A 19,728-nucleotide genomic window follows, 5' to 3' on the forward strand; every position below is an offset into this window, starting at 1 on the left:
TTTCGGCGATCTACGATTTGCCGGAGGGTGGCTTTTGCGCTATAATCGAGCGGTTTAGCCAATTTTATCCGCCGTAGCGCATACCCATTCCTCTTCCTCGTTCCCAACAGGCCCTGCCACGCTTCCGTACTGAATGAGTCGGGGTGTTCGCGCCGGTCGGTTTGGTGCGCAAAGGTCTTCCGGTCATCTAGCCGCGGCGGTAACAATCTCAGGAGTTACCCTTGCTGCCTCTTCTTTCCGGTCCCGCGATTCCGGCCGTCCTCGCGCTCGCAGACGGGTCTGTCTTCCAAGGTTTTTCCATCGGCGCCGCAGGCAACACCACCGGTGAGGTCGTGTTCAATACCGCGATGACCGGCTACCAGGAAATCCTGACCGACCCCAGCTACAGCCGCCAGATCGTCACGCTCACTTATCCGCACATCGGCAACACGGGCGTGAACCGTGAAGACGTCGAAGCTTCGCAGATCCACGCCGCCGGCCTGATCATCAAGGACCTGCCGCGCTTGCTGTCGAACTTCCGCAGCCAGCAATCCCTGTCTGATTACCTCAAGGAAGGCAACATCGTCTCCATCGCCGGTATCGATACCCGCAAGCTGACCCGCATCCTGCGCGAGAAGGGCGCGCAGAACGGCGCCATCGTGGCCGGTGAAGCGGACATCGCTGCGGCCACCGCCAAGGCACTGGAACTGGCGCGCGCCTTCCCCGGCCTGGCCGGCATGGACCTGGCCAAGGTGGTCTCCACCAAAAAGGCCTACAACTGGACCGAGACCGAATGGCGTCTGGGCCGTGGCTATGGCCAGCAGATCACCCCGAAATTCCACGTGGTCGCCTTCGACTACGGCGTCAAGTACAACATCCTGCGCATGCTGGCCGAGCGCGGCTGCAAGGTCACCGTGCTGCCGGCGCAAGCCACCGCGGCCGAAGCACTGGCCCTGAACCCGGACGGCATCTTCCTCTCCAACGGCCCTGGCGACCCGGAACCCTGTGATTACGCCATCGCCGCGTCCAAGGAACTGATCGAGCGTGGTATTCCGACTTTCGGCATCTGCCTGGGTCACCAGATCATGGCCCTGGCTTCCGGCGCCAAGACCTTGAAGATGAAGTTTGGCCACCACGGCGCCAACCACCCGGTGCAGGATCTGGATAGCAAGCAGGTGATGATCACCTCGCAGAACCACGGTTTCGCCGTGGACCAGGCGACCCTGCCGGCCAACTGCCGCGTGACCCACGTGTCGCTCTTCGATGGCTCGCTGCAAGGCTTCGAGCGCACCGACAAACCTGCTTTCTGCTTCCAGGGCCACCCCGAAGCATCCCCTGGACCGCATGACATCGCTCCCCTGTTCGACAAGTTCGTGGCGATGATGGAGAAGAAACAAAATGCCTAAGCGTACTGACATCAAAAGCATCCTGATCATTGGCGCTGGCCCGATCATCATCGGCCAGGCCTGCGAATTCGACTATTCCGGCGCCCAGGCCTGCAAGGCCCTGCGTGAAGAAGGTTTCAAGGTCATCCTGGTCAACAGCAACCCGGCCACCATCATGACCGACCCGGAAATGGCCGATGCTACCTACATCGAGCCGATCACCTGGCAAGCTGTCGAGCGCATCATCGCCAAGGAAAAGCCGGACGCCATCCTGCCGACCATGGGCGGCCAGACCGCGCTGAACTGCGCGCTGGACCTGCACCGCCACGGCGTGCTGGAGAAGTACAAGGTCGAACTGATCGGCGCCACCCCGGAAGCCATCGACAAGGCCGAGGACCGCTCCAAGTTCAAGGAAGCGATGACCAAGATCGGCCTGGGTTCGGCCCGTTCCGGCGTGTCGCACACGATGGAAGAATCGTGGGCGGTGCAGAAGACCATCGGCTTCCCGGTCATCATCCGTCCGTCCTTCACCATGGGCGGCACCGGCGGCGGTATCGCCTACAACGCCGAGGAATTCGAGACCATCTGCAAGCGCGGCCTGGAAGCTTCGCCGACGTCTGAGCTGCTGATCGAGGAATCGCTGATCGGTTGGAAGGAATACGAAATGGAAGTGGTCCGCGACAAGGCGGACAACTGCATCATCGTCTGTTCCATCGAAAACCTGGATCCGATGGGCGTGCACACCGGTGACTCCATCACGGTTGCGCCGGCGCAGACGCTGACCGACAAGGAATACCAGATCATGCGTAACGCCTCGCTGGCGGTGCTGCGTGAAATCGGTGTGGATACCGGCGGCTCCAACGTGCAGTTCTCGGTCAACCCGGCCGATGGCCGCATGATCGTCATCGAAATGAACCCGCGCGTTTCGCGTTCCTCGGCACTGGCTTCCAAGGCGACCGGCTTCCCGATCGCCAAGATCGCGGCCAAGCTGGCCGTGGGCTTCACGCTCGATGAACTGCGCAACGAGATTACCGGTGGCGCGACCCCGGCGTCCTTCGAGCCGTCCATCGACTACGTGGTGACCAAGATCCCGCGTTTCACCTTCGAGAAATTCCCGCAGGCCGACAAGCACTTGACCACCCAGATGAAGTCCGTGGGTGAAGTGATGGCCATCGGCCGTACCTTCCAGGAATCCTTCCAGAAAGCCCTGCGCGGCTTGGAGGTGGGGGTGGACGGTATGAACGAAAAAACCACCGACCGCGAACTGATCGAAAAGGAACTCGGCGAACCCGGTCCAGACCGCATCTGGTACGTGGGCGATGCCTTCGCGCAAGGCTTCTCGCTGGAAGAAGTGCACAATCTGACCCACATCGACCCGTGGTTCCTGTCGCAGATCAAGGAGATCGTCGACATCGAACTGTGGCTGGAAAAGGAGGTGGCGTTGGAGTCGCTGGACAAGGCCACCTTGTTCCAGCTGAAGCAGAAGGGCTTCTCGGATCGCCGCCTGGCCAAGCTGTTGAAGACCACCGACGCCGCCGTGCGCGAGCAGCGCAAGAAGCTGGGCGTGCGTCCGGTCTTCAAGCGCGTCGATACCTGCGCGGGCGAGTTCTCGACCAATACCGCCTACATGTATTCGACCTATGACGAAGAGTGCGAATCCAACCCGACCGACAAGAAGAAGATCATGGTGCTGGGCGGTGGCCCGAACCGTATCGGCCAGGGCATCGAGTTCGACTACTGCTGCGTGCACGCGGCACTGGCGATGCGCGATGACGGTTACGAAACCATCATGGTCAACTGCAACCCGGAAACCGTCTCGACCGACTACGACACCTCTGACCGCCTGTACTTCGAGCCGGTGACGCTGGAAGACGTGCTGGAAATCGTCGACAAGGAAAAGCCGGTCGGCGTGATCGTCCAATACGGCGGCCAGACCCCGCTGAAGCTGGCGCTGGACCTGGAAGCCAATGGCGTGCCCATCGTCGGCACCTCGCCTGACATGATCGACGCCGCCGAAGACCGCGAGCGTTTCCAGAAGCTGCTGCAGGACCTCGGCCTGCGCCAGCCGCCCAACCGTACCGCCCGTACCGAAGCCGACGCGCTGCAACTGGCGCAGGAAATCGGTTATCCGCTGGTGGTCCGCCCGTCCTACGTGCTGGGTGGCCGCGCCATGGAAATCGTCCACGAGCAGCGTGACCTGGAGCGCTACATGCGCGAAGCCGTCAAGGTCTCGCATGATTCTCCGGTGCTGCTGGACCGCTTCCTGAACGATGCCATCGAAGTGGACGTGGATTGCCTCTCCGACGGTGAACGTACCTTCATCGGCGGCGTGATGGAACACATCGAACAGGCCGGCGTGCACTCGGGCGACTCGGCTTGCTCGCTGCCGCCGTATTCGCTGTCCAAGGACACCATCGAAGAACTGAAGCGCCAGACCGCGCTGATGGCCAAGGGCCTGAACGTGGTCGGCCTGATGAATGTGCAGTTCGCCATCCAGCAAAGTGAAGTCGATGGCAAGACCGTCGATACCGTCTTCGTGCTGGAAGTGAACCCGCGTGCCTCGCGTACCGTGCCCTTCGTCTCCAAGGCCACCGGTCTGCAACTGGCCAAGATCGCCGCGCGCTGCATGGTCGGCCAGTCGCTGGACAGCCAGGGCATCAAGAACGAAGTGGTGCCGCCTTACTACAGTGTCAAGGAAGCCGTGTTCCCGTTCGTCAAGTTCCCGGGCGTGGACACCATCCTCGGCCCTGAAATGAAGTCCACCGGCGAAGTCATGGGCGTGGGCAAGACCTTCGGCGAAGCCTTCGTGAAGTCGCAGATGGGTGCCGGCGTGAAGCTGCCCAAGTCGGGCAAGGTGTTCCTGTCGGTGAAGAACAGCGACAAGCCGCGCACCGTGCAAGTGGCGCGCGACCTGGTGGCGCTGGGCTTCTCCATCGTCGCCACCAAGGGCACGGCAGCAGCCATCAGTGCCGCCGGCATCCCGGTGGCCACGGTGAACAAGGTGGTCGAAGGCCGTCCGCACATCGTGGATATGGTCAAGAACAACGAGATCGCCCTGGTGGTCAATACCGTGGAAGAAAAGCGCAACGCCATTGCCGACTCCGGGGCGATCCGTACCTCGGCCCTGGCCGCCCGCGTGACCACCTTCACCACCATTGCCGGTGCCGAAGCGGCGGTGGAAGGTATGCGCCATCTGGAGGCCCTGGACGTCTACGATTTACAAGGCCTGCATAAAGCTATACACTAAACCCACAACACGTTACTTTTGTCGGCTTTAGTTGACGCCGACAAGCAAAGAGGGCATCTGAGCAATCGATGCCCTCTCTGACTTTTGGACGACACCCTGCGGCCACAACATGTTCCAATGTTGCAGGGCAGATCCGTCCGGGGACGCTAAGGACATGACGCCACCATGCCACCACCGGCAGCCGTGTGGCGTCATGTCCTTAGCGGCTCTGAGTCAGGAGCGCGTGTTGTTGAAGAGCTGACGGAATCCTGCAGCAACGGTCCGAGCACCAGCCCGATTGTTCCCGTAAAGACGACGCTTGTCCGCCACTGCGGCGGCGCGGGTGTCCTTTTGCGTATCAATCGGCTGGCGGGCCTTGGATGCGTCATTCCGTGTAACCCTAACCTTGAGCAAGAGACTTATGAGCACAGTTCCCCTTACCAAGCGTGGCGCAGAACTTCTGAAGGAAGAATTGCACCGTTTGAAAACCAAAGACCGCCCGGAAGTCATCAATGCGATCGCCGAAGCGCGTGCGCAGGGCGACTTGTCCGAAAACGCCGAATATGAATCGGCCAAGGAGCGTCAGGCCTTCATCGAAGGTCGCATCGCCGATCTGGAAGGCAAGCTGGGCGCGGCCCAGATCGTCGACCCGGCCGAACTGAACGCGGAAGGTCGCGTGGTCTTTGCCTCCACCGTGGACCTGGAAAACCTGGATAGCGGCGAAAAGGTGACCTACCAGATCGTGGGCCTGGACGAAGCCGACATCAAGGAATCCAAGGTCTCGGTGACTTCGCCCATCGCCCGTGCCCTGATCGGCAAGAGCGCCGGTGACGTGGTGGCGGTGGAAGCGCCGTCGGGCCTGAAGGAATACGAAATCCTGGAAGTGCGCTACGTCTGAGGTAGCACCAAGCTGTCCGCCCGCGCCTGAAGCGGGGCGGACGCTGCGGCGCACTGGCCGCAACTCCGTCGAGCCGGAAATGAAAATGCCCGCATCAGCGGGCATTCTGTTTTTTGAGCCGTAGCCCGGTGGCGGCGATCAGCCTGCGCTCTTCTTGGTGCTGCGCTGGCGTGGCTTGGCCTTCTTGACCAGGCCACCGGCGGTGATACGCTCGTTGCCCTTGAGCATGACCTTGCTCACCGAGGGGCGCTTGGTGGCGTGCGACTTGACGATGGTCACTTCGCGCAGGCCGCCCTTGGCGCCGGCAGCGGCTTTCTTGCCTTCGTCCTTTTGCGGGCGATACAGCACCAGCAGCTTGCCGATGTGTTGCACCGGAGCGGCTTTCAGTTCGGCACAGATGGTTTCGTAGATCGCGATGCGGGCTTCGCGATCGTCGCCGAAGACGCGGACCTTGATCAGGCCGTGGGCGTTCAAGCTCTTGTCGATTTCCTTCATCACGGATTCGGACAGGCCACTTTCGCCTACCATTACGACGGGATTCAAGCCATGGGCCTGGGCGCGCAGTTCGCTGCGCTCGGCGGGAGTCAAATTCAACATGGGAGTGCGGGTTCGGGACGAGGTCTCGGCGGCGCCAAGTTGTCCCTCAATGAGATAAAACCAGTATTCTACGCGAATGGCAAAGAACAAACTGAACAAAAACTGGTTACACGACCATATCAACGATCCTTATGTGAAGCTGGCACAAAAGGAGGGTTATCGTGCGCGCGCGGCCTACAAACTGAAGGAAATCGACGAAGAAGAGCGGCTCATCAAGCCCGGTCAGGTGATCGTCGACCTCGGTTGTACCCCCGGCAGCTGGTGCCAGTACGTGCGCAACAAGCTGGCCGGTGCCGAGGGCGGCGGCATCCACGGTACCATCATCGGGCTCGATATCCTGCCGATGGACCCGATTGCCGATGTTCACTACATCCAGGGCGACTTCCGCGAAGACGAGCCGGTGCGCCAGCTGGAAGCCGTGCTGGACGGCCGCAAGGCCGACCTGGTGCTGTCGGACATGGCGCCCAACCTGTCGGGCGTGGCCATTGCCGACGCCGCGCGGGTGGAGTACCTGATCGATCTGGCCATCGAATTTGCGCAACAGCACATGAAACCTGGCGGCGCTTTGCTGGTCAAGTGTTTCAACGGCACCGGCTACAACGAACTGGTGCATAAATTCCGGGCCGAGTTCAAGACGGTGATGTCCAAGAAGCCCAAGGCCAGTCGCGACAAATCATCCGAAATCTTTCTGCTGGGGAAAATCCTGAAGAATCCGCGCAGCTAATTCGGCTAAAGTTGACGCAGAACCGGTACAGCACCGTCAATCAGGCGCAAAATCTACCGAAAACCGCGCGATTTAGTGAATTTTCCTGCCTTGTTTTGCCTGATTTCAGCCTTATATCGATTTTTGGGCATCGTCCGATTGCCTGATCCGTAAAAAGGAATGCCTGAACGACCAGCGCCAAAGCTGATGTCGAGATGGCAACTGAGTACGCCAGTGGCAGCAATGGTTGGCTTTTGTGCGTTGCGCGACGGCACGGCAGGGCAGGGCGGACGGCGGTTTTACATGTAAGAGTGGTTGAATCCGGGTAAAATCGGACAATACAAAGGCAACGTGGCGCCCAGGCGTCGGAGGAGTTCCAGTGAACAATATGTTTTCCAAGGCTGCCATCTGGGTAGTCATCGCGCTCGTGCTGTTTATGGTGTTCAAACAGTTCGACAGCCGCAGCATGGCGACCAATGCCAAGCCGATCGCGTATTCGGACTTCATCTCCGAGGTCAAGGCCGGACACATCAAGGATGCGACCATCGAGGATCGCAACATCATCGCCACCACCCAGGATGGCACCAAGGTCAAGACTGCAACCACCGTGCTGGATCGTGGCCTGGTCGGCGACCTGCTCAATAACGGCGTGAAGTTCGACGTGCGCCAGCCGGAAGAACAATCCTTCCTGTCGCAGATCTTCATTTCCTGGTTCCCGATGCTGCTGTTGATCGGCGTCTGGATCTTCTTCATGCGTCAGATGCAAGGCGGTGGCAAGGGCGGCGCGTTCTCCTTCGGCAAGTCCAAGGCGCGCATGTTGGATGAAAACAGCAATTCGGTGACCTTCGCCGACGTCGCCGGTTGCGATGAAGCCAAGGAAGAAGTGCAGGAGCTGGTCGAGTTCCTGCGTGATCCGACCAAGTTCCAGAAGCTGGGCGGCCGCATCCCCCACGGCGTGCTGATGGTCGGCCCCCCGGGTACCGGTAAGACCCTGCTGGCGCGCGCCATCGCCGGTGAAGCCAAGGTCCCGTTCTTCACCATTTCGGGTTCGGACTTCGTGGAAATGTTCGTCGGTGTCGGTGCCTCCCGTGTGCGCGACATGTTCGAGAACGCCAAGAAGCACGCCCCCTGCATCATCTTCATCGACGAAATCGACGCCGTTGGTCGCCATCGTGGCGCCGGCATGGGCGGTGGCAACGACGAACGCGAACAGACCTTGAACCAGATGCTGGTCGAGATGGATGGCTTCGAAGCCAACTCCGGCGTCATCGTGATCGCCGCCACCAACCGTGCCGATGTGCTGGACAAGGCGCTGCTGCGTCCGGGCCGCTTCGACCGTCAGGTGATGGTCGGCCTGCCCGACATCCGTGGCCGCGAACAGATCCTCTACGTCCACATGCGCAAGGTGCCTATCGCCCCGGACGTCAAGGCCGACATCCTGGCCCGCGGCACCCCCGGTTTCTCCGGTGCCGACCTGGCCAACCTGGTCAATGAGGCTGCGCTCTTCGCTGCACGTCGCAACAAGCGCTTGGTCGAGATGCAGGACTTCGAAGACGCCAAGGACAAGATCGTCATGGGCCCGGAACGCAAGTCGGCCGTGATGCGCGAAGAAGAACGCCGCAACACCGCCTACCACGAGTCCGGCCACGCCGTGGTGGCCAAGCTGCTGCCCAAGGCCGATCCAGTCCACAAGGTCACCATCATGCCGCGTGGCTATGCCCTGGGCCTGACCTGGCAGCTGCCGGAACATGACCGCGTGAACATGTACAAGGACAAGATGCTGGAAGAGATCTCGATCCTCTTCGGTGGCCGTATCGCTGAAGAAATCTTCATGCACCAGATGTCCACCGGCGCTTCCAACGACTTCGAGCGCGCCACCAAGCTGGCTCGCGCCATGGTCACCCGCTACGGCATGTCCGTGACCCTGGGCACCATGGTGTATGAAGATTCGGAACAGGATGCCTACTTCGGCCGCATGTCGTCCAAGACCGTCTCCGAAGCCACGCAGCAGAAGGTCGATGCTGAAATCCGCAGTATCCTGGATGAGCAATACGCCCTGGCCCGTCGCCTGCTGGAAGAAAACCGCGACAAGGTCGACGTCATGGCCAAGGCCCTGCTGGAATGGGAAACCCTGGACGCCGATCAGGTCAACGACATCATGAACGGTGACGAACCGCGTCCGCCGCGCAATGGTACGCCGACCAAGAAGTCGTCTTCGGACAACAACCGTTCCGGCGACGTTTCGCCCAATGCCACTGCACCGGCCTAAAGGTCGATGACTTGATGGTTTGACCCGGCAGTCCCGACAAAGGTGAGGAGCGATCCTCACCTTTTTCTTTATGTGCGGCCCGCAGGCCTGTCCTCTGAACAAAAGTGCAGCAGTCGGCCAGTCGCGGTGTATCATGCAGCGCCACGCGAGCTGCCCCGGCAGGTCGCTCATGAAGACAAGGCTCATAGAAGCAAGATGACGCAAGCATTCCTCAAATGTGGCAGGTTCCGCCTGCCGGTACAGATCGGCCGCCGGCCGCTGGTGATGGGCATCCTCAACCTCACGCCCGACTCCTTTTCCGATGGCGGTCGCCATCACTCGCTGGAACTGGCCTTGAGCCACGCCGAACAGATGATCGCCGATGGCGTGGACATCATCGACATCGGCGGCGAATCCACCCGCCCCGGCATTGCCCCGCTCTCGCTGGAGCAGGAGCTGGAGCGCGTCATGCCGGTGATCTACGCGCTGCGCGACTGCGGCAAGCCATTGTCGCTGGATACCTACAAGCCGGCTGTCATGCGCGAAGCGCTGGCGGCCGAGGTGGACATGATCAATGACATCAACGGTTTTCGCGCCGAAGGTGCCATCGAGGTGGTCAAGGACAGCGAAGCCGGCCTGTGCGTCATGCACATGCAAGGCCAGCCGCAGACCATGCAGCAGGCGCCGGAATATGAAGATGTGGTCAGCGAGGTCGAGCAATTCCTGCAGCAGCAGGTCGATCTCATGCGTGATGCCGGCATCGGGCGTGAACGTATCTGTATCGACCCCGGTTTTGGCTTTGGCAAGACAGTGGAGCATAATCTGACTTTGCTCAAGAACACGCGCCGCCTGATCGATACCCTGGGCCTGCCGCTGTTGGCCGGGATGTCGCGCAAATCCATGATCGGTGCGGTCACCGGCAAGCCGCTGGAGCGTCGTCTGGCTGGCAGCATCGGCGCCGCGCTGGCGGCAGCACAGCAGGGCGCGATGATCATCCGCGTGCATGACGTGGCCGAGACGGTCGATGCGCTCGCCATGTGGCAGGCTGGGCGCGGAGATATCTGATATCTGACCAGGGGTGTCACCGACAACGACATCATCGATAACAAGCGAGACAAATCAAATTTCAGGCACAGCGGCGGGATCATGAGCCTCCCCCCAGCCTGTAGTACATAGACAGAGGATTGAAGATGGCAGCAAAGTATTTCGGCACCGATGGCGTGCGCGGTCGCGTGGGCGTGGCGCCCATCACGCCGGATTTCGTCATGCGTCTGGGCTACGCCGCCGGCAAGGTACTGACCAAGAGCAAGGATGGCGTGGCGCGCCCCACGGTATTGATCGGCAAGGACACGCGCATTTCCGGCTACATGCTGGAAGCCGCGCTGGAGGCGGGTTTCGCCGCCGCCGGCGTGGACGTCTGGCTGGCCGGCCCACTGCCCACTCCGGCCGTGGCCTACCTGACCCGGGCCCAGCGCCTCTCGGCCGGCGTGGTGATCTCGGCCTCGCACAATCCTTACCACGACAATGGCATCAAGTTCTTCTCGGCCAAGGGCAACAAGCTGCCCGATCAGGTCGAGGCCGACATCGAGGCGGCGCTGGAGCAGCCGATGGAGTGCGTACCCTCGCAAAAGCTGGGCAAGGCACGTCGCCTGTCGGATGCGGCGGGCCGCTACATCGAATTCTGCAAGAGTACCTTCCCCGGCGCCATGGATCTGCGCGGGATGCGCCTGGTGGTGGACTGCGCCAACGGTGCGGCCTACAACATCGCCCCGCACGTGTTCCATGAACTGGGAGCCGAAGTCATCACCATCGGCAATCAGCCCGATGGCCTCAACATCAACGAGGATTGCGGCGCCACCGCCCCCAAAGCACTGGTGGCCTCGGTGCGGGAATACCGTGCCGACCTGGGCATCGCCCTGGATGGCGATGCCGACCGGCTCATCATGGTCGATGGCAGTGGTCGCATCTACAACGGTGATGAATTGCTGTACCTGATGGTCAAGGACCGCCTGGCCACCGGCGCCGTCGATGGCGCGGTCGGCACCCTGATGACTAACATGGCCCTGGAAGTGGCCTTCAAGAAGATGGGCGTGCCCTTTGCGCGCGCCAAGGTGGGCGACCGCTACGTGCTGGAAGTGCTGCAGGAAAAGGGCTGGCTGCTAGGCGGCGAAGGTTCCGGCCACCTGCTGGCGCTGGACAAGCACACCACGGGCGACGGCATCGTCTCGGCGCTGCAGGTATTGTCGGCCTTGAAGCGCGCCGACCAGACCCTGGCGCAGATGACGGCCGACATCAGCCTGTATCCGCAATCGCTGGTCAACGTCAAGATTCCTGCCGGTTATGACTGGAAATCCAATACCGCCCTGCAAACCGAGAAGAGCGTGGTCGAGCAACTGCTGGGCGAGCGCGGCCGCGTGCTGCTGCGCCCCTCCGGCACTGAGCCGCTGATCCGCGTCATGGTGGAAGCCGAGGAAGCCGAACTGGCGCGCTCCATGGCCCAGCGTATCGCCGCCAAGGTACTGTGAGTAGAAATAGAGCCTGTTTCGGATCCGAGGACGATGTCTAAAGAGCTAGCCCACATCCTGATGGTCGAAGACGAACCCAGCATCGCGGAGCTGTTGCGCTTCACGATGGAGGGCGCCGGCTTTGCCGCCACCATCGCCAGCGACGTGGCCCAGGCCCGCAAGCTGATCGCCGAATCGCTGCCGCACATGGTGCTGCTGGACTGGATGCTGCCCGACAGTTCCGGCCTGGTGCTGCTTTCGGAGTTGCGGCGCGACCAGCGCACGGCGGCGTTGCCGGTCATCATGCTCACCGCCAAGGGCATGGAAGAAGACAAGGTCAAGGGCTTGAACGAAGGCGCCGACGACTACGTCACCAAGCCCTTCTCGCCCAAGGAACTGGTGGCGCGGGTACAGGCCCTGCTACGCCGCAAGGCCCCGGAAATCGGCAGCCAGGCACTGCGCTATGGCGAGATCAGCATCGATGTGGAGCGCCGCCAGGTCTCGGTAGCGGGTAAATCGGTGCTGCTGGACCAGGCCGAGTTCAAGCTGTTGCGCTACCTGGTGGCGCACCCGGATCGCATCTTCTCGCGCGCCCAGTTGCTCGACAAGGTGTGGGGCGACCATACCTTCATCGAGGAGCGCACGGTGGATGTACATATCATGCGCCTGCGCAAGTCGCTCGGTGACCTGGCGCATTACGTGCAGACGGTGCGCGGGATGGGGTACAAGCTCAGTACCGAGCAATGAGGCAGCCAGCGCTAAAAAGCTGAAAACCTGAAAAGCCAAAAGGCGATCTTCGAGGCGATCTTCGGATCGCCTTTTTTCATGCCAGGGTGCGCCAGCAAAACGATGGTAGACCGGCTCAGTCCAGCGGCACGCTGCGATAGCGGTTCACCTCGGAGGCCGAGACCAGGCTGCCCTGGTTGCCCCAGCTATTGCGCACGAAGGACACCAGCGCAGCCACTTCCTGGTCGCTCAGTTGCGGTCCGAAGGGCGGCATCCCGAAGGGATAGGGATTGTCCGCCGTGGAAGGCGGAAAGCCGCCATTGAGCACGGCGCGGATGGCATTGACCGCCTGCGGCCCGGCGATGGCGTGATTGCCGGCCAGCGGCGGATAGTCCGGCGCGCTGCCCTGGCCCTTGCTGCCATGGCAGTCCACGCAGAGTTCGCCGTAGAGCTTCTTGCCCTGCCGGAACAACTGATCGGCCTCGACCGGTTCGGCTTGCGCGGGCATGGTCGGGGTAGCGTCCGGCAGCGATTTCAGATAGAGCGCCATGGCCTGCAGGTCGGCCTCCTCCAGGTATTGCAGGCTGCGCCCGACCACTTCCGACATCGGCCCCAGCGTGGCGCCGCGCGCCGAGACCCCGCTCTTGAGCAGCGCCACCACCTCCTCTTGGCTCCAGCTCCCCAGTCCCTGTGCACCCCCATGCAGGGGCGGCGCATACCAGTCCTGCAGCGGGATCATGCCGCCGGCCAAGGATAGCGGCGCCAGGCTCGCGCCCAGGCTATTGCGCGCACTGTGGCAGGCGCTGCAATGTCCCGCGCCCTGCACCAGGTAGGCGCCGCGGTTCCACTGCGCACTGCGCGCCGGATCGGGCTGGTAAACGCCTGAAGTGAAGAAAAATGCGCGCCATAGGCCCAGCAGCGGGCGCTGGTCGTAGGGGAAGCGCAGCGCATGTGAACGATTTTGCTGAGATGCCGCAGGCAGTCCCTGCAGGTAGGCAAACAGGGCATCGCTGTCGGCCCGGCTCAGGCGGGTGTAGTTGGGGTAGGGGAAGGCCGGGTAGAGGAAGCGGCCATCACGTCCGCGCCCGTGATGCAAGGCGCGCCAGAAGTCGTCGGCGCTCCACTCGCCGATGCCGGTGGCCTTGTCGGGCGTGATGTTGGAGGTGTAGAGGGTGCCGAACTCGGTGGCGATGGCGCGTCCCCCGGCATAGGTGGCGCCGCCCCGTACCGTGTGGCACCCCATGCAGTTGCCGGCGCGCGCCAGGTATTGGCCCTGCAAGCGCTGGGCCTGGCGATCGCTGACCGGTACGGCCACGCCAGGGTCTTCACTGCGCAGGCTTTGCCAGGCGATCACGCCGCCGGCTGCGGCCAGCACGAGCAGTACGGCCGCCAGCAGCAGCGACAGGCCCAGGCGCAGGCGTTGGTTCATCGCGCCGCCCCTGCGGCCTCACCCGTCGCGGACATGCTGCCGCACTGCACCGGCAGCGCCTGCGGCAGGGTGGCGGCGGGCGCATAGGTGGGCGGCACCGGCTGCGAAGAGAGCCAGCTACTGACGGCATGGAGGTCTTCCGGGCTCAAGGCGCGGACGATCTGGCCCATGCAATCCGGTGCCTTGGCCGTGCGTTCGCCATTGCGCCAAGCGCCGAGCTGGGCCGTGAGGTAGTCCCGTGGCAAGCCCAGCAAGCCCGGGATCCCCGGTTGCACGCCGGCCAGCCCGGCCCCGTGGCAGGCGGCACAGGCCGGGATGCCTTGCGCCGGCCGGCCCTGGTGCACCAGCAGACGGCCGCGCTCCAGCACGGCAGCACTGGCATCGGCGGCCACCGGTGGCGGATAGGGTGGATGCTGGGCGGCGAAGAAGGCGGCGATCTGTTGCAGGTAAGCGTCGGAGAGATTGCCCAGCAGGTAGTTCATCATGGGATAGCGTCGGCGGCCATCGCGAAAACTCTGCAACTGGTGTAGCAGATAGCCCTCGGGCTTGCCGGCGATGCGCGGATAGTAGCCATCGGCGGTGGCCCGCCCTTGCTTGCCATGGCAGGCGATACAGGCTGCTACGCGTTCGCTCATACCGGGCACCCCGCGAGCCTCGCCCGCCGGTTCCTGGGCCAGGGCCAGTGAGGCTGCCAGCATCGTCCCCAGCGCGGCGGTGGTAAATTTCTTCATCTTTATTGTGGGCGAGCGCATCGGGCTATTGTAGTCCAAGCTGACAAGCTGCTTGCGGCTTTGCAATGCCAGGCGCAGCGGATACAATAGCGGCCTTGCAGCCCCCGTAGCTCAGTGGATAGAGCGATCCCCTCCTAAAGACAATTGGGCAGCGGATGCCGAAAGGCGCCGCATGAATGGAGTCAAAGTCGGTGAACCCTGACAGCGCATGGTCTGATGATGCGGCTGCTGGCAATACCGAGCCAAGCCGCTTGTTCGCGCAAGCCGGAAGGTGTAGAGACTAGACGGCTCCGGCCTGTAGACCCCTGTCCTCGCTGGGCAGCGTCCATGGCCAAGGTATAGTCCAGACTACAAACATCTGATATTTGATGTCTGATATCTGAATATTCGATGGTGGCGAAAGCCATAGTGGTAAGAAGGGATAGGTCACACGTTCGATCCGTGTCGGGGGCACCAGAAGCAATGAAAACGGGCACTTTCTTGGAAGTGCCCGTTTTTTTTCGTGCTCGCCGCTGGTATGAAAAAGGCGCAGCCCGCAAGCTGCGCCCTGGTCTCCCTATCCTTGGTCTCAATGTCCCTGGTTGGTATTGTCCAGGAAGCGCCGCGCACTCTCGCTCTGCGGGCGGTTGGCCGATGTGCCAGGGGCCGCGCCCGGGCCGCCCGGCGCGCTGCCTGGCACGTTCGGTGCCGGTTGATTGTTGGCTGGTGTGGCCGGGGTCTGGTTAGTGGTCCAGCCGAAGAAGTTCGCCAGCGCATCGCCTGCCGTCACACCGACATTGGTCACCAGGCCATTGTTGGGAGTGAAGTTGTCGTAGTAGGGCTCGCCATCGATGAAGCGGATGCCATCCGGCACCGGCTGGTCGAACTGCGGCACGCCCTTCAAGGCCTTGGCCATGTAATCGACCCAGATCGGCAGTGCCAGTTGCGCGCCGAATTCCTTGCTGCCCAGGCTCTTGGGCTGGTCGTAACCCATCCAGGCGACGGTGGCCAGGGTGTGCTGGTAGCCGGCGAACCAGCCATCCACGGCATCATTGGTGGTACCGGTCTTGCCGGCCAGGTCGGTGCGGCCAATGCTGTTGCTGCGCGCACCGGTACCGGCCTGGGCCACCGACCTGAGCAGGTTGGTCATGATATAGCTGTTGCGTTCGGCCACCACGCGCGGTGCGCCATTGCCCACGATCAGCGGGTCGGCCTTGGAGAGCACCTTGCCACGGGCATCGGTGATCTGCGAGATCAGATAGGGCTGGATCTTGTAGCCGCCGTTGGCAAACACCGAATAGGCCGCCGAGAGCTGCAATGGATTGGTCTGTCCTGCCCCCAGCGCCATGGGCAGGTAGGGCGGCACCTTGTCGGTATCGAAGCCATAGGTCCCGGTGATGAAGTCGCGGGCATAGGGCACGCCGATGTAGTCCAGCGTGCGGATGGCCACCAGGTTCACCGACTTCTGCAAGGCGGTGCGCACCGTCATGGGGCCGGCCGGGGTTTCGTCATCCTTGGGTTCCCAGTTCGGCTGTCCGGGGCCGGCCGGGTAGGAGACCGGGGCATCGTTGACGATGGAGGCCGGTGCAAAACCCTTCTCCAGCGCAGCCGAATAGATGAAGGGCTTGAAGGTCGAACCCGGCTGGCGCCAGGCTTGCGTCACGTGGTTGAAATTGTTCTGGGTGAAGTCGAAGCCACCGACCAGGGCGCGGATGGCACCATCCTGCGGCACCACCGACACCAGCGCCGCTTCTACCTGCGGCAATTGCACCACCTGCCAGTTCTGCTTGGCATCCTGCATCACGCGGATCAGCGCACCCGGCGCGATGCGGATGTCCTTCTTGGCCTTTTCCGACAGGGCCGCGGCGACGAAGCGCAGGGCTTCGCCCTTGATGCTGATCTTGTCACCGCTGCGCAGCACCGCATCGATCTGCTTGGGGCTGGCGGCCACTACCACGGCGGCCAGGATGTCGTCGTTGTCGGGGTGGTCATCCATCACGTCATCGATGGCCGAGGCGCGGTCCTCGGCATTGGCCGGCAATTCGATGGTTTCTTCCGGGCCGCGATAGCCGTGGCGGCGGTCGTAATCCATCACGCCCTTGCGTACGGCCTGGTAAGCGGCCTGCTGGTCGGCGGCATTGACCGTGGTGTAGACGTTGAAGCCCTGGGTATAGGTGTCTTCCTTGTACTGGGCGTACACCATCTGGCGCACCATTTCATTCACATATTCGGCGTGCACGGTGTACTGGCTGCCCGGGGCGCGCACCTTCAGCTCTTCCTTGGACGCCTTGTCGTACTGCGCCTGGGTGATGAAGCCCACGTCCAACATGCGTTGCAGGATGTACTGCTGGCGGATGTGGGCGCGCTTGGGGTTGACGATGGGGTTGTAGGCCGAGGGCGCCTTGGGCAGGCCGGCCAGCATGGCGGCTTCGGCCAGGGTGATGTCTTTGAGGTCCTTGCCGAAGTAGGTGCGGGCGGCGGCGGCAAAGCCGAAGGCGCGCTGGCCCAGGTAGATCTGGTTCATGTAGACCTCCAGGATCTGGTCCTTGGTCAGGGCATGTTCGATCTTGTTGGCCAGCAGCACTTCGTAGAGCTTGCGCGATAAGGTCTTTTCCTTGGTCAGGAAGACGTTGCGCGCCACCTGCATGGTAATGGTACTGGCACCCTGCGAGGCGCTGCCGCGCAGCACGTCGGTCACCAGTGCGCGGGCGATGCCGATCCAGTCGATGCCGCCGTGTTCGTAGAAGCGATAGTCTTCGATGGCCAGCACGGCATTCTTCATGTCGGCCGGGATGTCGTCGAGCTTGACCAGGCTGCGTTTTTCTTCACCAAACTCGCCCAGCAAGACCTTGTCGGCGGACCAGATGCGCAGCGGCACCTTGGGGCGGTAGTCGGTGATGAGGTCCAGCGAAGGCAGGCGCGGGTTGATGAAGATCAGTGCATAGACCACCAGCAGCGCGCCGGCGACGCCCAGACCGAGGATGGATAGACCGATGAACTTGGCGACGTTGATACTGAGGAAGCCGCGCTGGCGGCGCAGGTCCGGCAAAGAGGAGAAAGGCATGGGATGAGTGCGAATCGGGATGCGCTATCTTACCGCATCGCGCCGCCGAGCCGGCAGGCCACCCTGGGGCAATGCTTAACCAGTTGTAACATCGCTCCCGCATGACGGGGAAATTCGAGGTTTTGTCGTTATTTTTCATCTATCCCGTTGCTATGATGCAAACCAGGGGCCGGTAATCCGGCTTGGCCTACGCTTAAATCAGCATTTCGGCGGCGCAGTCGGTACAATGCCGCTCTTGCGCTTTTTCCGCATCAAGCGCCTTCGCAATCCATCCTGCGCGGCCCCGGCCGTCGCATTCACGCAGATCAGGCAATACACGCTATGGCAGTCATCTCCCTTACCGACGCGCAACTGGCCTTTGGCCACGTGGCCCTTCTCGATCACGCCGAATTCTCGCTGGAGACCGGCGAACGCATCGGCCTGATCGGCCGCAACGGCACCGGCAAGTCCTCGCTGCTGAAGATCATCGCCGGCCGCTCCAAGCTCGACGATGGCTTGCTGGTGATGCAGCAGGGCCTGAAGATTGCCTACGTCGATCAGGAACCGCATTTCCCTGCCGAGATGACGGTGTTCGACGCCGTGGCTTCGGGTCTGGGCGAGTTGCCGGCGCTGCTGGCCGAATATGAAGCCATCACCGGCCAGTTCGGCGGCGATAACGACGACGCCTTGCTGGAACGGATGCACCAGATCCAGACCGTGCTGGATGCGGCCGACGCCTGGTCCATCGGCAACAAGGTCGAGACCACCCTGGACAAGCTCAACCTGAACCGCGAGGCCCGCATCGGCGAGCTGTCTGGCGGTATGAAGAAACGTGTGGCGCTGGCTTGCGGGCTGGTGGGCAACCCCGATGTGCTGCTGCTGGACGAGCCGACCAACCACCTCGATTTCGGCTCCATCCTGTGGCTGGAAGGGCTACTGCGCGACTTCAAGGGCAGCATCCTCTTCATCACCCATGATCGCAGCTTCCTGGACAATGTCTCGACCCGCATCATCGAACTGGATCGCGGCAAGATTCTCTCCTTCCCCGGCAACTTCACCACTTACCAGACCCGCAAGGCCGAGCTGCTGGCCAATGAAGAAGTGGAAAACGCCAAGTTCGACAAATTCCTGGCGCAGGAAGAAGTCTGGATCCGCAAGGGCGTGCAAGCCCGCCGCACCCGTGACGAAGGCCGCGTGCGCCGGCTGGAAGCCCTGCGCGTGCAACGCAGCGAGCGCCGCGAACGGCAGGGCCAGGTCAAGCTGGAAGTGGGTACCGGTGAGCGTTCCGGCAAGATCGTGGCGGAACTGGAGAATGTGAACAAGGCCTACGGTCCCAAGACCATCGTGCGCGACTTCAGCACCATCCTCATGCGTGGCGACAAGGTCGGCCTGATCGGCCAGAACGGCGCCGGCAAGACCACGCTGTTGAAGCTGATCCTGGGCGAGGAAGCACCCGACAGCGGCACGGTCAAGCAGGGTACCAAGATGCAGGTGGCGTATTTCGATCAGATGCGCGCGCAATTGAATGAAGAAACGACGCTGGCCGATACCATCGCGCCGGGCAGCGACTGGGTCGAAGTCAACGGCCAGCGCAAGCACGTGATGACCTACCTGTCGGACTTCCTGTTCGCCCCCGAACGCGCCCGCTCGCCGGTGCGCACGCTCTCCGGTGGCGAGCGCAACCGCCTGCTGCTGGCGCGCCTGTTCGCCAAGCCGGCCAATGTGCTGGTGCTGGATGAGCCGACCAACGACCTCGACATCGATACCCTGGAACTGCTCGAAGAGCTGCTGGAAGAGTATGACGGCACGGTGTTCCTGGTCAGCCACGACCGCATGTTCCTGGACAACGTGGTGACCCAGGTGATCGCCGCCGAAGGCAATGGTGTCTGGCGCGAATACGTGGGCGGCTATTCCGACTGGGAACGCCAGCGCCCGACCCAGCAGGCGGCAGCCTCCAAGGCAGCGGCCAAGGCCGCCGACAAGAGCGAGAGCAAGGCCGAGTCGACCATGGCCGCGCCGGTGGTGGCCGCCCCGGTGGCCAAGAAGAAACTGAGCTACAAGGAACAGCGCGAACTGGACGAACTGCCCAAGCGCATCGCCGCGCTGGAAGCAGAACAGAAGGAGATTTCAGCCAAGCTGGCCGACCCGGACTTGTACAAGAAGAGCGCCGATGAGGCCGTCAAGCTCAACCAGCGCTTCGCCGAGATCGACGAAGAATTGCTGGTGAGCCTGGAACGCTGGGAAGAAATCGAAGGGAAGAAGTAAGGCCGCAAGCCGACA

At 62.3% G+C, this 19,728-nt stretch carries 13 protein-coding genes; 9 read left to right on the top strand and 4 right to left on the bottom strand.

Annotated elements, in window-relative coordinates; translation table 11 throughout:
- The first annotated feature begins 221 nt into the window (after window positions 1-221).
- From carA to greA, 3 genes are all read left to right on the top strand, one after another.
- Window positions 222-1,385, top strand: coding sequence for a glutamine-hydrolyzing carbamoyl-phosphate synthase small subunit (gene carA, locus RC54_RS06485; RefSeq protein WP_058894666.1), 1,164 nt, complete (start codon window positions 222-224; stop codon window positions 1,383-1,385).
- Entirely contained in the window at window positions 1,378-4,611 is a 3,234-nt protein-coding gene (gene carB, locus RC54_RS06490) for a carbamoyl-phosphate synthase large subunit (RefSeq protein ID WP_061790234.1), read from the top strand. The genes carA and carB overlap by 8 nt, the downstream gene beginning before the upstream one ends.
- A 400-nt stretch (window positions 4,612-5,011) precedes the next feature.
- Entirely contained in the window at window positions 5,012-5,488 is a 477-nt protein-coding gene (gene greA, locus RC54_RS06495) for a transcription elongation factor GreA (protein WP_013233401.1), read from the top strand.
- Between the two features lie 138 nt (window positions 5,489-5,626).
- Here greA and yhbY read toward each other — a convergent pair whose 3' ends face one another.
- Window positions 5,627-6,085 (bottom strand): ribosome assembly RNA-binding protein YhbY, encoded by a 459-nt coding sequence (gene yhbY, locus RC54_RS06500; RefSeq protein WP_008326832.1) that lies wholly within the window; start codon window positions 6,083-6,085, stop codon window positions 5,627-5,629.
- Between the two features lie 76 nt (window positions 6,086-6,161).
- On the opposite strand from yhbY, the gene RC54_RS06505 reads away from it, so the two are divergent.
- The 5 genes from RC54_RS06505 to RC54_RS06525 all read left to right on the top strand — a co-directional run bounded on the left by RC54_RS06505 (window position 6,162) and on the right by RC54_RS06525 (window position 12,287).
- A complete protein-coding gene (locus tag RC54_RS06505; protein ID WP_058894668.1) occupies window positions 6,162-6,809 on the top strand; it encodes an RlmE family RNA methyltransferase in 648 nt (215 codons plus the stop codon).
- Window positions 6,810-7,167: 358 nt separating this feature from the next.
- Complete coding sequence (gene ftsH, locus RC54_RS06510) at window positions 7,168-9,057, top strand: ATP-dependent zinc metalloprotease FtsH (RefSeq protein WP_017453630.1); 1,890 nt, start codon at window positions 7,168-7,170, stop codon at window positions 9,055-9,057.
- A 195-nt stretch (window positions 9,058-9,252) separates the two neighbouring features.
- Complete coding sequence (folP, locus tag RC54_RS06515; RefSeq protein ID WP_061790235.1) at window positions 9,253-10,101, top strand: dihydropteroate synthase; 849 nt, start codon at window positions 9,253-9,255, stop codon at window positions 10,099-10,101.
- A gap of 125 nt (window positions 10,102-10,226) precedes the next feature.
- Window positions 10,227-11,561: a phosphoglucosamine mutase gene (gene glmM / locus RC54_RS06520; protein ID WP_061790255.1), complete on the top strand. Its 1,335-nt coding sequence runs from the start codon at window positions 10,227-10,229 to the stop codon at window positions 11,559-11,561.
- Window positions 11,562-11,594: 33 nt separating this feature from the next.
- Window positions 11,595-12,287: a response regulator gene (locus tag RC54_RS06525; RefSeq protein WP_017453633.1), complete on the top strand. Its 693-nt coding sequence runs from the start codon at window positions 11,595-11,597 to the stop codon at window positions 12,285-12,287.
- A gap of 115 nt (window positions 12,288-12,402) precedes the next feature.
- Here RC54_RS06525 and RC54_RS06530 read toward each other — a convergent pair whose 3' ends face one another.
- The 3 genes from RC54_RS06530 to RC54_RS06540 all read right to left on the bottom strand — a co-directional run bounded on the left by RC54_RS06530 (window position 12,403) and on the right by RC54_RS06540 (window position 17,469).
- On the bottom strand, window positions 12,403-13,695 hold the full coding sequence (locus RC54_RS06530; RefSeq protein ID WP_061790236.1) for a c-type cytochrome: 1,293 nt from the start codon (window positions 13,693-13,695) through the stop codon (window positions 12,403-12,405).
- A complete protein-coding gene (locus tag RC54_RS06535) occupies window positions 13,692-14,426 on the bottom strand; it encodes a c-type cytochrome (protein ID WP_373281455.1) in 735 nt (244 codons plus the stop codon). Before RC54_RS06535 ends, RC54_RS06530 begins: the two co-directional genes overlap by 4 nt.
- Before the next feature lie 568 nt (window positions 14,427-14,994).
- A complete protein-coding gene (locus RC54_RS06540) occupies window positions 14,995-17,469 on the bottom strand; it encodes a penicillin-binding protein 1A (RefSeq protein ID WP_061790238.1) in 2,475 nt (824 codons plus the stop codon).
- 321 nt (window positions 17,470-17,790) lie between these two features.
- Here RC54_RS06540 and RC54_RS06545 point away from each other — a divergent pair, with 321 nt between their 5' ends.
- Window positions 17,791-19,713, top strand: coding sequence for an ATP-binding cassette domain-containing protein (locus RC54_RS06545; RefSeq protein WP_061790239.1), 1,923 nt, complete (start codon window positions 17,791-17,793; stop codon window positions 19,711-19,713).
- The last annotated feature ends 15 nt before the right edge of the window (window positions 19,714-19,728 follow it).

It is taken from the genome of Herbaspirillum rubrisubalbicans (genome assembly GCF_003719195.1).
Lineage (GTDB): Bacteria > Pseudomonadota > Gammaproteobacteria > Burkholderiales > Burkholderiaceae_D > Herbaspirillum > Herbaspirillum rubrisubalbicans.